Raw genomic sequence first — 11,942 nt, forward strand, 5'->3', positions numbered from 1 at the left:
GACGGTAACGTGCGGCCGATGAGCTGGCTGCGTCCCGAACGCCCGGCGCTGCCGGAATTCGTGGAAGATCCGGCGCGCCGCCGCGCGATCGTCATCGAACTGGTCGTCGTCTTCGGCATCACCCTCGGCCTGTCCGGGCTGCGCAGCCTGCTGTCCCTTGTGGACTCGCTGCTGCAGCCGGTGCCGCTGGCGCAGCAGCAGGCCCAGCTGAACGTCCCGCAGGCGACGCTGAGCCTGGTCGACCTGCTCAAGCAGCTCCTGAGCGCCGGTCAGCTGGTCGGCTGGGGCGCGCTCGGGCTGTACCTGTTGTGGCGCGGCGGGATGAAGCTCGCCCAGATCGGCCTCGACAAACAGCGCCCGGGCCGCGACGTCGTCCACGGGCTGCTGCTCGCCGCGGTGATCGGGATTCCTGGGCTGGGGCTGTACTTCCTGTCCTACGGCCTCGGGTTCAGCCTGTCGGTGCAACCGTCCACTTTGGGCGAGACGTGGTGGCGCCCGATCACGCTGACGTTGTCGGCCTTCGGGAACGCGTTCGCCGAAGAGGTGCTCGTCGTCGCGTACCTGCTGACCAGGCTGCGGCAGCTCGGCTGGCGTGAGAACACCGCGCTGGTCGCGTCTTCGGTGCTTCGCGGGTCGTATCACCTGTATCAGGGTTTCGGCGGTTTCGTCGGCAATGTCGTGATGGGCCTGGTGTTCGGCAGGCTGTGGCAGAAGACGAACCGGCTGTGGCCGCTGATCGCCGCGCACACCGCGCTGGATTTCGTTTCCTTCGTCGGATACGCGCTGCTCAAAGGGCGAGTTTCCTGGCTTCCCTAGCTAGTGTGAAACCGTGATTGACGAGACGACTCCACCCCGAGTTGACAGCGAAGTCGGCCCCCTGCGTGCGGTGCTGCTGCACAGGCCCGGCAACGAGCTCAAAAGGCTCACGCCTCGCAACAACGACCAGCTCCTGTTCGATTCCATCCCCTGGGTGGATCGCGCGCAGGAGGAGCACGACGCGTTCGCCGAGGTGCTGCGCGGCCGAGGTGTCGAGGTGCTGCTGCTGGCCGACGCGCTGCGCACGGCGCTCGCGGACACCCGCGCCCACGCGGCGGGCGTGCACGCGGCCGTCGACGAGCGGCGGCTCGGGCCCGACCTCGCCGATTCGCTCCGCTCCCATCTGTCGAGCGTCACCCCGGCGACGCTGGCCGAGGTCCTGATGGCGGGGATGACCTTCGAGGAACTGCCCGCCGCCGAGGGCGCCTCGCTGGTCCGGCTGATGAACCACCCGAACGACTTCGCCGTCGATCCGCTGCCGAACCTGCTGTTCACCCGTGACTCGTCGGCGTGGATCGGCGACCGGGTCGCGGTCTCCTCGCTCACCATGCCCGCCCGGGTCCGCGAGACCGCCGTGCTGGACCTGATCTACGCCTACCACCCGTGGTTCCGCCACGCGGCCCGCGCGTACGGGGCGCATTCGGCGCCGATCGAGGGCGGCGACGTCATGCTGCTCTCGCCGGGCGTGCTGGCCATCGGCGTCGGCGAGCGGACGACCGCGGCGGGCGCGGAGTCGCTGGCGCGGTCGGTGTTCGCCGACGGGATCGCGCACACCGTGCTCGCCGTGCCCATCCAGCAGACCCGCGCGACCATGCATCTGGACACCGTCTGCACGATGGTCGACGCCGACGCCGTCGTCATGTATCCGCTTTCCCGCGATTCACTGACCGCGTTCACGATGCGGCCGACCGACGACGGTTCGGTGAAGGTGGAAGGCCCGGCCCCATTCCTCACCGCGGCCGCCGAGGCAATGGGAATCGACCGGCTCCGGGTCATCGACACCGGGCTCGATCCGGTCACCGCGGAACGCGAGCAATGGGACGACGGGAACAACACCCTCGCCCTCGCGCCCGGCGTGGTCGTCGGGTACGAACGAAATGTGGAAACCAACGCGCGCCTGGCCGAAGCCGGTATCGAAGTACTGGCCATCACCGGCTCCGAGCTGGGCTCCGGCCGCGGCGGGCCGCGCTGCATGTCGTGCCCCATCCGGCGCGAAAGCATCTGACCCGGAAATTAAGTAAGCCTTCCCTAATCGATTTCAAATGATTAGGGAAGGCTTACTTAATTGAGGTGAACCTATTATCGGTAATACTAACCTAATAGGGGGCAGATCACCAGATAAAAGTGGAAATCGAATAAGAGGATGGCGTATCGTCGAACACATGGCCCTCCTCAAGAAGCAACCGCGCTCGAAGTTCTACGAACTGCTGCAGGCGCAGATCCACAACGAGTTCAACGCCTCCCAGCAGTACATCGCGCTGGCGGTCTGGTTCGACGCCGAGGACCTGCCGCAGCTCGCGAAGCATTTCTACAAGCAGTCCGTCGAGGAGCGGAACCACGCGATGGCGCTGGTCCAGTACATGCTGGACACCGACCACCACGTGGAGATCCCCGGCACCGGCGACGTGCGCAACGACTTCTCCGACGTCACCGAGCTCATCGAGCTCGCGCTGCAGCAGGAGAAGGACGTCGCGACCGACATCCAGCAGCTGGCCAAGGCCGCCCGCGCCGAAGAGGACTACATCGGCGAGCAGTTCACGCAGTGGTTCCTCAAGGAGCAGGTCGAGGAGATCTCCCAGATGTCCACGCTGCTCAACATCGTCAAACGCGCGAACGGCAACCTGTTCGAGGTGGAGAACCACCTGCACCGCGAATCCGTCGGGGACGGCGGCGCCGACTCGGGGATGCCCCCGGTCGCCGGCGGCGCGCTCTGACGCACCGGCCAACGCTCCCACCACGGGAAAACCCGGGCTCTCCCCCTTGGAGAAGCCCGGGTTTTCTCGTTCCCGTCAGCTGAACTGACAGCTCTGGTCGACGCGGGTCAGCAGGATGCCGGTGGCCGACCCGTCGTCGGCGAGTGAGATCCGGTACGCGCTCCCCGCGCCGGCGGGCGCGAAGTAGGCGCTGCCCTCCTTCGTACTGCCGGGGTACGCGGCGAGGATGTCCGACTCGGTCGAACCGACGCCGATCCCCTCCGGGGTGTGCACCGTCCCGGCCGGGTTGATGACGGTGATCCCGTCGGCGTCGGTCAGCGACACCGAAGCCGGCCCCGGAACGGCGGTTCCCTCCACGTAGCCGTAGACGCAGGATTCCCGGTAGTCCTTCGCGCGCAACGGACCGGCGGCGGCCTCCGCCTCCGCCTCGCTCATCCCGAGCCGGAGCTTGCCGAAGCCGGCGGGAGTCAGCAGCGCGCCGGTGGTCACCTTGCGCTGCGTCGGCGGCTTCGTGGAAACGGTGCTCTTCGGCGGCGGGGCGGGCTCGTCGTAGGACGTCGAGTGCGGTTGCCCGGAAGTGGGATTCGACGGGGCCGCCGGGGGCGAGACCGGCGGCGCCGAGCTCACCGGCGCGGGCCGCGCCAGGCTCGACGAGGCCGCCCCGATGGTGAGCTGGTCGCCTCCGGGGAAGGCCGCGCCGTTGTCCCTGTCGTGGATCGTGAAGACCGTGACCCCGCCGCCCAGCAGGACCACCGCGGCGGCCATCCCGCTGGTGGTCTGCATCAGCTGACGGCGGCGACGGCGACGGCGGGCGCCCGCGACGATCGTCTCGGGATTCAGCGTGGGTCCCACGCCCAGCCGATCGTCAGAGAACAGGTCACGCAGCTTCCGCTGCACGTCCTCTTCGGACATGTTCATCCCGCTTCCCTCCCTTCGTCCTTGGGCTCGATCAGGGCGAGCTTCGTGCGCAGCGACGCGATCGCCTTGCTCGCCTGGCTTTTGACGGTGCCCTGGCTGACCCCGAGCGAATCCGCGATCTCGGCTTCGGACAGGCCTTCGTAGTAACGCAGGACCATCACCGCGCGTTGCCTCGGCGGCAGCGCGCGTAACGCCTGCCACAACGGCTCGTGCTCGAACGGATCGGCCGGGCTGTACGGCCGGGTGTCCGGCGGATCGGGGACCAGGCTCTCGCGTTTGGTCCGGCGCCAGCGGCTGATATGCGCGTTGGCCATCGAACGGCGGATGTAGGCCATCGGGTCGCCGGTCTTGTGCTGGACGTACGACCAGCGGGAACCGATCTTCTCCAGCACGGTCTGGACCAGGTCGGCGGCGTCGTGCGGGTTTCCGGTGAGGGCGTGGCCGTACCTCAGCAGACCCGGGAGGCCGGCCTTCACGAAGTCGCCGAAGTCGGTGAGTTCACCCGGCACGTCACTCCTCCGGCTCTCGCCGGTCCCCCAGACGTCCGTCCCCGGCACGACCGTCGCGGCAGCGGTCACCGTATCGCCTCCTCCCGGGGTCACCCGGCCAGGTTCACCTGGCTCACCTCTCCCGAAACGCATGACCGCCCCCACAGGTTGTCTCTCGCCGCGAACCAATTCGAGGGACGCTTGCTCAGCGCCTCGACACGGAGTCGGGAATTCTGAACGTACCGTCCCCCTGAACAGGGAATTCGTGGACGGCCACCACCGCGTTACGCGGTATCGGCCCGTACACGTGGGGGAACTGGAGACCGGCCGGATGCGGCGGGTCGCCGTCCTCCCAGACGACGGGCGCGCCGACGAGCGCCGGGTCGATTTCCAGCAACAGCAGGTCGGTGCGGCCGGGGAACACGGCGTTGGCCGGGATATGCGCCGTCCCCGGGTCCGAGCAGTGGATGAAGCCGTCGGAGCCGAGGGACGCGGCGGTGTAGACGCCGCCTTCGGGCACCGCGGCCCAGTCACCCTTGGGGCAGATATGGAGGATCACGCGCCCATCCTCGCGCATTTCGTCCTCTGGATGCGGGGCTCCGCATTCAGAGGACGAAATGCGTGGGAGGGGGTCAGCGGATGGTGAGCTGGCGGCCGATCAGGCCGTCGCGCGAGCGGCGCTCGGCGGCGTTGAGCGGCTCGGTGTCGAGGGACTTCAGCGCGGCGTCGAGCCGGACGCCGAGCTGCTCCTTCGCGTCGGCCCACTCGCGGGCGTGGGCCTCGGGGTCGAGGTCCCACACCGGGACGAGCAGCCCGTGCGCGCGGAACGAACCGGCGTAGCGGGAACCCTCGCCGAGGCCCAGCTCACCGGCCGCGGACAGCCGCGCAAGCGCTTGCAGCAGCAGGTTCTCCGGTTCCGGCCGGACCCAGCGCAGGTGCGCCTTCTCGCCGGCGAGCACCCAGTACGCGCCCGCGCCGAGGCGTTCGGTCGGCATGATCGCCGCGTTCGCGCGCTCGAGGGACAGCGCGACGTCGCCGCTCGCGTCGGCGTCCTCGGGCAGCCACCAGGCGAAGTCGTTGTAGAGCGTGACGTCGAGTTCGGCGTTCACGTCGAGCAGGTCCTGGAGACGGGCCTTCTCGTCGGCGGTGGGCGGCGTCGTGGTGTCCGGCACGGACAGCACGTCACCCTCCTTGGCGTCGAGCACCCATCGCAGCGCGCGGCCGAGGTCGCGGCTGATGTCCGAAGACCGGGTCTGTACCTGCATGCCGACGTAACGCTCGCCGTCGGACCGGACGAACGCGGCCGCCGCCATCGGCAGCACCGTGCCGAGGGTGACCTTCTCGCCGGAGCCCAGCGTGAGCGCCGCCGTCGCCGACGGGACGAACTCGCGCAGCGCGATCAGCTCGGTCTCCGCCGCGAGCCCCTCGAAGGGCTGGCCGACGAAGACGTCGCGCACCTTCGGCTTGCGGTCCGAGGTCGTCTTGGGACCCTTCTTGCGCGAACCCTTGCCCACGTCAGCCTCCTCAAAGCTCGGTTCGGAACGCTATCGCGGGAAGGCACGCGTCTCGTAAGGCCCCCGGGGTTGGTGACGAAGACGGCGCGGACGGCACCCGGCGGACCGCCGGATCGACCGGATCGGCGGGTTTCAGCGGCCATCCGGGTACCACGGAAACGTGACTGAAAACGGTTGTCATCATCCGGACGATCGAATGGCGGGTGATCAGCCTGCCGTTTCCCCCGTACCGCACCGAATACTCGATCACGGCGCCATCCCGGCGCCGCAGTGCGGAGAAGGGATCACAGATGAGCACCTCGAAGCGCCGGGCCGCCTTGGCCGCGGTTCCCGTGGCACTCGGACTGATGCTGGCCGGGCCCGCGGCGGGCACGGCTTCGGCCGCGCCGGAATCCGGCGGAGCGGACCAGGCCCGGCATTGCCTGCTGCTGTGCGTCGGCCATCACCACGGGCATCACCACCACGGCCTGCACCTGCACCTGGGGCTTTGGCTGCATCTGTAGCTCAGCGCCGCGCCGGGGCGGCCACCCCGGCGCGGGTTACAGTCGGCGAGTGTTCGACCTCGCCGACCCGGCCTTCCTCGCGAATCCGTACCCGTATTTCGCCGACCTCCGCGAGCGCGGCGAAGTCCACCGGCACGACGGCCTCGGCATCGCCGTGGCGGTTTCTCACGCGGCGTCGGCCGCCGTCCTGCGGCATCGCGGGCTCGGCCGGATCTGGCAGGACGCGCTGCCGGTGGAGCGGTTCGCGTCGTTCAACCTGCTGCACCGCAACTCGCTGCTGGAGAACGAGCCGCCCGCCCACACGCGGCTGCGGCGGGTGATCGCGGGCGCGTTCGGACGCGGGCACGTCCAGCGGCTGCGGCCGATGGTCGCCGAACTCGCCGACGGCATGGTCTCCCGCCTCGCCGCCGAAATCGCCGGAACCGGATCTGCCGATCTGCTGACGCATCTCGCGCAGCCGCTGCCGGTCGCGGTCATCGCGGAACTGCTTGGCGTCCCGGTCGAGGACGGCCCGCGCATGGTGACCCTTTCGAACCACATCGTGAAGATGTACGAATACGGGCTCGCCGAAGAGAAGCGCGATGCCGCCGAAGCCGCGTCCGCGGAGTTCGTCGAGTACCTGCGCGACGTCGCGAAGCAGCGCGCGGACTCCCCCGGCGACGACATCGTCAGCGACCTTCTGCGCAGTGAGCTCACCGAGGACGAACTGGTCGCGACCGCCGTCCTCCTGCTGATGGCCGGGCACGAGGCGACGGTGAACGTCATCGGGAACGGCGTCAACGCGCTGCTCACCCACCGCGACCAGTGGGAGCGGCTGGTGGCCTCGCCGGAGCTGCTGGACCCGTGCGTCGAAGAGCTGATCCGCTTCGACGCGCCGCTCCAGCTCTTCGAGCGGACGGCGACCGCCGACGTCGAGATCGCCGGATTCCGGGTGGCCGAGGGCGAGAAGATCGGCGCGCTCCTCGGCGCCGCCGCACGGGACCCGAAGGTCTTCGACCGGCCCGACACCCTCGACATCGGCCGTACGCCGAACGCGCACCTCGGCTTCGGCATGGGTATCCACTACTGCGTCGGCGCCCCGCTCGCACGCGTGGAGATCGCGGCCGCGCTGAGCTCCCTCGCCGCGAAGCTGCCGGGACTGGAGCTCGCCGAAACCCCGGAGCGGCGGCCCGAATTCGTGATCCGAGGGCTGCGCTCGCTCCGGGTCACCACGCGCTAGGAGTACTCGACGACCACTTCGTAGAGCGCGGCGTTGGGGGTCGCGACCTCCGCAGCGCGTTCGGTCGACGCCTGGAAGACCTGGTTCCTGCCTGCCGCTTCCCAGGCTTCCTTGCTGTCGTAGTGCGTGACGTTGATCAGCTGGAAGCGCGAATCCGGCAGCAGGGCCCGGTGGAGCTTGGCGTCGCGGAACCCGGGCGCGTCCCGCATCAGCTTCGCGCGCTCTCGCCACGTCTCGACGAACTCGTCCACGTGGTCCGCGGGGATCTCGAAGACGTTGATGAAGGTGACGCCGTCGTCGCTCATGAGCACAGTGTCGAACCTCCAGCTAACTGGAGGTCAACGGTGACCTGGCTCACTCGGGGGCCCGGGCGGTAGCAAAGGTCCCTTGCTCTCTTTCCGCAGGTCAGCGTACAGATTCGGGATAGAGCGTGAAATGGGAAACGTGCACCGGCTTGATGTGCTCGAAATGCCGGCGGTCCACCGTGGCCACCTCGACCGTTTTCAGCCGTTCCGCCGTGGCCACGACCGCCGCGTCGGCCAGGCCCAGCGGCCAATCCGCGTACTGGCGCATGAGCACGGCCATCCGCCGGAAATCGTCGTCCATGGGGTGATAGACGGCGAACTGAGGCGAGCGCATGAGTCCTTCGATGAACGCCGCCTCGGCTTCACCACCGAGATACTTCTCGATGTAGTGGCACACCTCGGTCAACACCAGCAGATCACGTGTGGCCGCGGACTCCAGCCACGAGACCACCGCCTGATGATGATCATCTTTTCGGCTGACCATCGCGATGAGCGGGCCGGCGTCCACAATTATCGGGCGCGCCATCGGATCACCTGGTGTGTCTCAGGCGACATCTTGGCCGCGCACCACGGCCTTCACGCTCTCGGACGCGTCCGCGGGGAGATCGAACATCCCCAAGAAGGACGGCGGCGAATACGGCTTCGACGGCTCGTCCGTGGCCGTCTCAGGCCTGCGGATTCCATGAGCGGTGAGCCCGGTTTTCCCGGCCGGTGAAAATCGGCCCGTGACGGGCCTGGTGATCCTCTTCGTCCTGGCGGCGGACGGTTTGTACAGACCGAACACAGCAGACCTCGCCCGGCCGGGTCTCCCCGGCGGGCAGATCACACTCCTGCTGCTCGCTGCTCATACCCCATGTTACAGACCAGTCCGCTCCCAGCGGAGTGCGGAGATCCGCATTCAAACGTTCAGTGGAGAGGGTTGCGTCAGCGCACCGAAGAGGCCGGGCGCTCCCGCCGCTCAGGGTCCGGCGCCCCATCCACCTTCAGCACGCGAAGCAGCCGAAGGCGCTTCTCCGCCACAGGAGCGAGCAGGCCGGACATGCGCTTCACGAGCAGCGCCGTCACCACCGCCAGCCCGGCCGCGGCCAGGTCGGTCAGCGCGACCAGGACCACCCCGTCGGCCAGGGCCTGGACGCCGTCACGGAACCGCCACACGATGACGAGCCCGAGCAGCACCCAGTTCAGCATCCAGACGCCCCACCAGATCAGCACGAGCCGCGACGGCTTCGGCCGCGTTTCCCGCGTCCGGCGCAGGACGGCGTGTTCGAGTTCGGCGACGATCGGCAGCACCATGATCAGGTTCACCACCGGCACCAGCACGAACACCAGCACGTGCCACAGCCGCCTCGGCGGCACCTCGCCGCGGGCGTCCGCGGCGGCGTGCCTCGCCACGAGCAGCCACCACACGGTGAGCCCCGACGGAAGCAGCGAAAGGATCGTCGTGAGCAGGCCCGCGGTGATCACGAAGCTGTCGGACACCGAGACGACGGACGTCGACAACGCGGAGTTCCGGCTCTGCACGAGCAGGACGTAGCGCCAGATTTCGGCGGCCGAGGCCACGACGGCGAGAGCGGCGAAGGTCCACAGCACCGGCAGGAGGCTTCGCGTGATCACCCGCAGCCGTTCCCCCGCGGTGACCTCGCCGGAAGCAGTCCCGGGGACCGCGGTCGGCCGTCGCCAGACCAGGTTCGGGAAGCCCCATCGCGGCGGGACCGGATAGGACGGCGGACCGGAATAGCGTTCGGCCACGGGTTTGCGACGCGGCGGCAAGGCGCCGGGCGGCGGCGAAGCGACCCAGCGGACGTGATGCCGCACCGGCTGCCGCATCGGCGCGGGACGCACCGGCGGCATCGGCGCTCTCGGCGGGTAGTGGCCTGGCTGCACGGTTACAGCACTTCGGGTTCGACGCCGGGATGGTCGCCGACCATCGGGCGCCCCTCCTGCTTCCAGGAGCCCATCCCGCCGGCGACGTTCACCGCGTCCCAGCCGCTCGCGTTGAGCCACGCGGCGGCGCGCGCGGACCGGCCGCCGCTGCGGCAGATCACGTGGATCGGCTGGTCGTCGGGCAGCTCGTCGAGCTCGCCGACGCGCGCGGGCAGTTCACCCATCGGGATGTGCTTGGCACCGGGGGCGTGCCCGGCGGCCCACTCGTCGTCCTCGCGGACGTCGAGCAGCACGACGCCGTCCTTCGGCAGATCACGGACGGCGACGGTCGGGATGTCAGCAGGGCTCACCACCGTTCCATCCTCGCATCCCGTCCCGTTGCGCGCGCGTGAAGAGCGACTCAATGCTGGACGGCCTTTTCCGCCCCGGCGCCGGTGAGCGAGCGGACCTCCATCTCGGCGTACTTCTTCTGGTTGTGCTCCTTGGACAGCACCGTTCCGAGCCAGCCGAGGAAGAAGGCGACCGGGATCGACACGATGCCCGGGTTGTCCAGCGGGAACCAGTGGAAGTCGACGCCCTGGATCATCGAGGCGCTCTTCCCGGTCCTCGGGTCGACGGGTTTGCCCGAGACCGCGGGCGAGAAGACGATCAGGATGACGCACACGCTCAGACCGCCGTAGATGCTCCACAGCGCGCCCTGGGTGTTGAACCGCTTCCAGAACAGCGAATACAGGATGGTCGGCAGGTTCGCCGACGCCGCCACCGCGAACGCGAGGGCCACGAGGAACGCCACGTTCTGGTTCTTCGCGAGGATCCCGCCGACGATCGCGACCGCCCCGATCACCAGCGCGGTGATGCGCGCGACGCGGACCTCGCTGTCCGGAGCGGTCTTGCCCTTCTTGATCACGCTGGCGTAGACGTCGTGCGCGAACGACGCCGACGCGGTGATCGTCAAGCCGGCGACCACCGCGAGGATCGTCGCGAACGCCACGGCCGCGATGAAGCCGAGCAGGATCGGGCCGCCCAGTTCGAGTGCCAGCAGCGGGGCCGCCGAGTTGGTCGTACCCGGCGCCTTCGCGATCACGTCCGGGCCGACGAGCGCGCCCGCGCCGTAGCCGAGCACCAGCGTGAACAGGTAGAAGACGCCGATCAGCGCGATCGCCCACACCACGGAACGACGCGCGTCCTTCGCGGTCGGCACCGTGTAGAAGCGCATGAGGACGTGCGGCAGGCCCGCGGTGCCGAGCACCAGCGCGATGCCCAGCGACAGGAAGTCGAGCTTCGTCGTGCCGGTCTTGCCGTACTGCTTGCCCGGCCCGAGCAGCGCTTCCCCGGTCTGCCCGCCCTTGTCGACGGCGGCCTGGAACAGGCTGGACAGGTTGAAGCCGTACTTCCCGAGTACCCACAGCGTCATGGCGAACGTGCCCGCGATGAGCAGGACGGCCTTGATGATCTGGACCCAGGTGGTGCCCTTCATCCCGCCGATCAGCACGTACAGGATCATGATCACGCCGACGACCGCGATCACCAGGTCCTGGCCGAGGTTCCCCTCGATGCCGAGCAGCAGGTTCACCAGGCCGCCCGCCCCCGCCATCTGGGCGAGCAGGTAGAAGAACGAGACGGCGAGCGTGGAGACCGCGGCCGCCGCGCGGACCGGGCGCTGCTTCATCCGGAAGGCCAGCACGTCGCCCATGGTGAACTTGCCGGTGTTGCGCAGCAGTTCCGCGACCAGCAGCAACGCCACCAGCCACGCGACGAGGAACCCGATCGAGTACAGGAAACCGTCGTAGCCGTTGATCGCGATCGCACCGGCGATACCAAGGAACGACGCGGCGGAAAGGTAGTCGCCCGAGATCGCGATGCCGTTCTGCGGACCGGTGAACGCGCGCCCCGCGGCGTAGTAGTCGGACGCGGTCTTCGTATTCCGGCTCGCGCGGAAAACGATCACGAGCGTGATCGCGACGAAGATCGCGAAAATGGTGATGTTGAGCGCCGGATTGCTTCCCTGTACGCCCGCTGCCAGCGAATTCACCGCTCGGTCCCTTCGACCTCATGCCGGATCTTGTCGGCGAGCGGATCGAGTTTCCGGTTCGCGTACCGGACGTAGAGGCCGGTGATCACGAAGGTGGACACGAACTGCAGCAGGCCGAAGACCAGGCCGACGGTGATGTTGCCGAAGAGCTTGGTGCTCATGAACTCGGTCGCGTAGTCGGCGAGGAGCACGTACAGCAGATACCAGAGGAGGAACAGCGCCGAGACCGGGAAAACGAATACCCGTAGCCGTCGGCGCAACTCGGCGAAGTCCGGACTCGCCTGCACCTTTTCCCAGTCGGATTCCGGATCGGTATCGCTCACGTCGGG

At 68.6% G+C, this 11,942-nt stretch carries 15 protein-coding genes; 5 read left to right on the top strand and 10 right to left on the bottom strand.

Annotation, left to right across the window (positions count from 1 at the left end):
• Positions 1 to 18 precede the first annotated feature (18 nt).
• The 3 genes from ACXIZN_RS32775 (at position 19) to ACXIZN_RS32785 (ending at position 2,750) form a co-directional block, all read left to right on the top strand.
• Positions 19 to 816, top strand: coding sequence for a CPBP family intramembrane glutamic endopeptidase (locus tag ACXIZN_RS32775; RefSeq protein ID WP_034309615.1), 798 nt, complete (start codon positions 19 to 21; stop codon positions 814 to 816).
• A gap of 13 nt (positions 817 to 829) precedes the next feature.
• Positions 830 to 2,041 carry an arginine deiminase gene (locus ACXIZN_RS32780; RefSeq protein ID WP_457958884.1) on the top strand — a complete coding sequence of 404 codons (1,212 nt, stop codon included), beginning with the start codon at positions 830 to 832 and terminating at the stop codon, positions 2,039 to 2,041.
• Positions 2,042 to 2,198: 157 nt separating this feature from the next.
• Positions 2,199 to 2,750, top strand: a complete 552-nt coding sequence (locus tag ACXIZN_RS32785; protein WP_034309611.1) for a ferritin — start codon at positions 2,199 to 2,201, stop codon at positions 2,748 to 2,750.
• 75 nt (positions 2,751 to 2,825) lie between these two features.
• Here ACXIZN_RS32785 and ACXIZN_RS32790 read toward each other — a convergent pair whose 3' ends face one another.
• The 4 genes from ACXIZN_RS32790 to ACXIZN_RS32805 form a co-directional block, all read right to left on the bottom strand.
• On the bottom strand, positions 2,826 to 3,668 hold the full coding sequence (locus ACXIZN_RS32790) for a hypothetical protein (protein ID WP_457958885.1): 843 nt from the start codon (positions 3,666 to 3,668) through the stop codon (positions 2,826 to 2,828).
• A complete protein-coding gene (locus ACXIZN_RS32795; RefSeq protein WP_457960659.1) occupies positions 3,665 to 4,177 on the bottom strand; it encodes a SigE family RNA polymerase sigma factor in 513 nt (170 codons plus the stop codon). The genes ACXIZN_RS32790 and ACXIZN_RS32795 overlap by 4 nt, the downstream gene beginning before the upstream one ends.
• Positions 4,178 to 4,361: 184 nt before the next feature.
• Positions 4,362 to 4,715, bottom strand: a complete 354-nt coding sequence (locus ACXIZN_RS32800; protein ID WP_457958886.1) for a DUF952 domain-containing protein — start codon at positions 4,713 to 4,715, stop codon at positions 4,362 to 4,364.
• Between the two features lie 73 nt (positions 4,716 to 4,788).
• Positions 4,789 to 5,670 carry a DUF5926 family protein gene (locus ACXIZN_RS32805; RefSeq protein WP_126732512.1) on the bottom strand — a complete coding sequence of 294 codons (882 nt, stop codon included), beginning with the start codon at positions 5,668 to 5,670 and terminating at the stop codon, positions 4,789 to 4,791.
• A 290-nt stretch (positions 5,671 to 5,960) separates the two neighbouring features.
• Between ACXIZN_RS32805 and ACXIZN_RS32810 the strand changes: the two genes are divergently transcribed.
• Positions 5,961 to 6,173 carry a hypothetical protein gene (locus ACXIZN_RS32810; protein ID WP_457958887.1) on the top strand — a complete coding sequence of 71 codons (213 nt, stop codon included), beginning with the start codon at positions 5,961 to 5,963 and terminating at the stop codon, positions 6,171 to 6,173.
• Positions 6,174 to 6,222: 49 nt separating this feature from the next.
• The gene (locus ACXIZN_RS32815; protein WP_457958888.1) at positions 6,223 to 7,392 is read left to right on the top strand and encodes a cytochrome P450; all 1,170 of its coding nucleotides are present in this window, start codon (positions 6,223 to 6,225) and stop codon (positions 7,390 to 7,392) included.
• Here ACXIZN_RS32815 and ACXIZN_RS32820 read toward each other — a convergent pair.
• The 6 genes from ACXIZN_RS32820 to ACXIZN_RS32845 form a co-directional block, all read right to left on the bottom strand.
• A complete protein-coding gene (locus tag ACXIZN_RS32820) occupies positions 7,389 to 7,697 on the bottom strand; it encodes an antibiotic biosynthesis monooxygenase family protein (protein ID WP_457958889.1) in 309 nt (102 codons plus the stop codon). The genes ACXIZN_RS32815 and ACXIZN_RS32820 overlap by 4 nt on opposite strands.
• Positions 7,698 to 7,797: 100 nt before the next feature.
• Positions 7,798 to 8,223: a type II toxin-antitoxin system VapC family toxin gene (locus ACXIZN_RS32825; RefSeq protein ID WP_457958890.1), complete on the bottom strand. Its 426-nt coding sequence runs from the start codon at positions 8,221 to 8,223 to the stop codon at positions 7,798 to 7,800.
• A gap of 398 nt (positions 8,224 to 8,621) precedes the next feature.
• On the bottom strand, positions 8,622 to 9,548 hold the full coding sequence (locus tag ACXIZN_RS32830; protein WP_457958891.1) for a DUF4328 domain-containing protein: 927 nt from the start codon (positions 9,546 to 9,548) through the stop codon (positions 8,622 to 8,624).
• 35 nt (positions 9,549 to 9,583) lie between these two features.
• A complete protein-coding gene (locus ACXIZN_RS32835) occupies positions 9,584 to 9,934 on the bottom strand; it encodes a rhodanese-like domain-containing protein (protein WP_126732518.1) in 351 nt (116 codons plus the stop codon).
• Between the two features lie 47 nt (positions 9,935 to 9,981).
• On the bottom strand, positions 9,982 to 11,613 hold the full coding sequence (locus ACXIZN_RS32840; protein ID WP_457958892.1) for a solute symporter family protein: 1,632 nt from the start codon (positions 11,611 to 11,613) through the stop codon (positions 9,982 to 9,984).
• Positions 11,610 to 11,936: a DUF485 domain-containing protein gene (locus ACXIZN_RS32845; protein ID WP_321183280.1), complete on the bottom strand. Its 327-nt coding sequence runs from the start codon at positions 11,934 to 11,936 to the stop codon at positions 11,610 to 11,612. The genes ACXIZN_RS32840 and ACXIZN_RS32845 overlap by 4 nt, the downstream gene beginning before the upstream one ends.
• Positions 11,937 to 11,942 lie beyond the last annotated feature (6 nt).

The sequence above is a fragment of the Amycolatopsis sp. TRM77291 genome, from assembly GCF_054166285.1.

Coding starts and splice junctions, on each gene's coding strand:
- ACXIZN_RS32775 (WP_034309615.1), top strand. CDS start 19: ATGAGCTGGCTGCGTCCCGAACGCCCGGCGCTGCCGGAATTCGTGGAA.
- ACXIZN_RS32785 (WP_034309611.1), top strand. CDS start 2,199: ATGGCCCTCCTCAAGAAGCAACCGCGCTCGAAGTTCTACGAACTGCTG.
- ACXIZN_RS32790 (WP_457958885.1), bottom strand. CDS start 3,668: ATGAACATGTCCGAAGAGGACGTGCAGCGGAAGCTGCGTGACCTGTTC.
- ACXIZN_RS32810 (WP_457958887.1), top strand. CDS start 5,961: ATGAGCACCTCGAAGCGCCGGGCCGCCTTGGCCGCGGTTCCCGTGGCA.
- ACXIZN_RS32820 (WP_457958889.1), bottom strand. CDS start 7,697: ATGAGCGACGACGGCGTCACCTTCATCAACGTCTTCGAGATCCCCGCG.
- ACXIZN_RS32825 (WP_457958890.1), bottom strand. CDS start 8,223: ATGGCGCGCCCGATAATTGTGGACGCCGGCCCGCTCATCGCGATGGTC.
- ACXIZN_RS32830 (WP_457958891.1), bottom strand. CDS start 9,548: ATGCCGCCGGTGCGTCCCGCGCCGATGCGGCAGCCGGTGCGGCATCAC.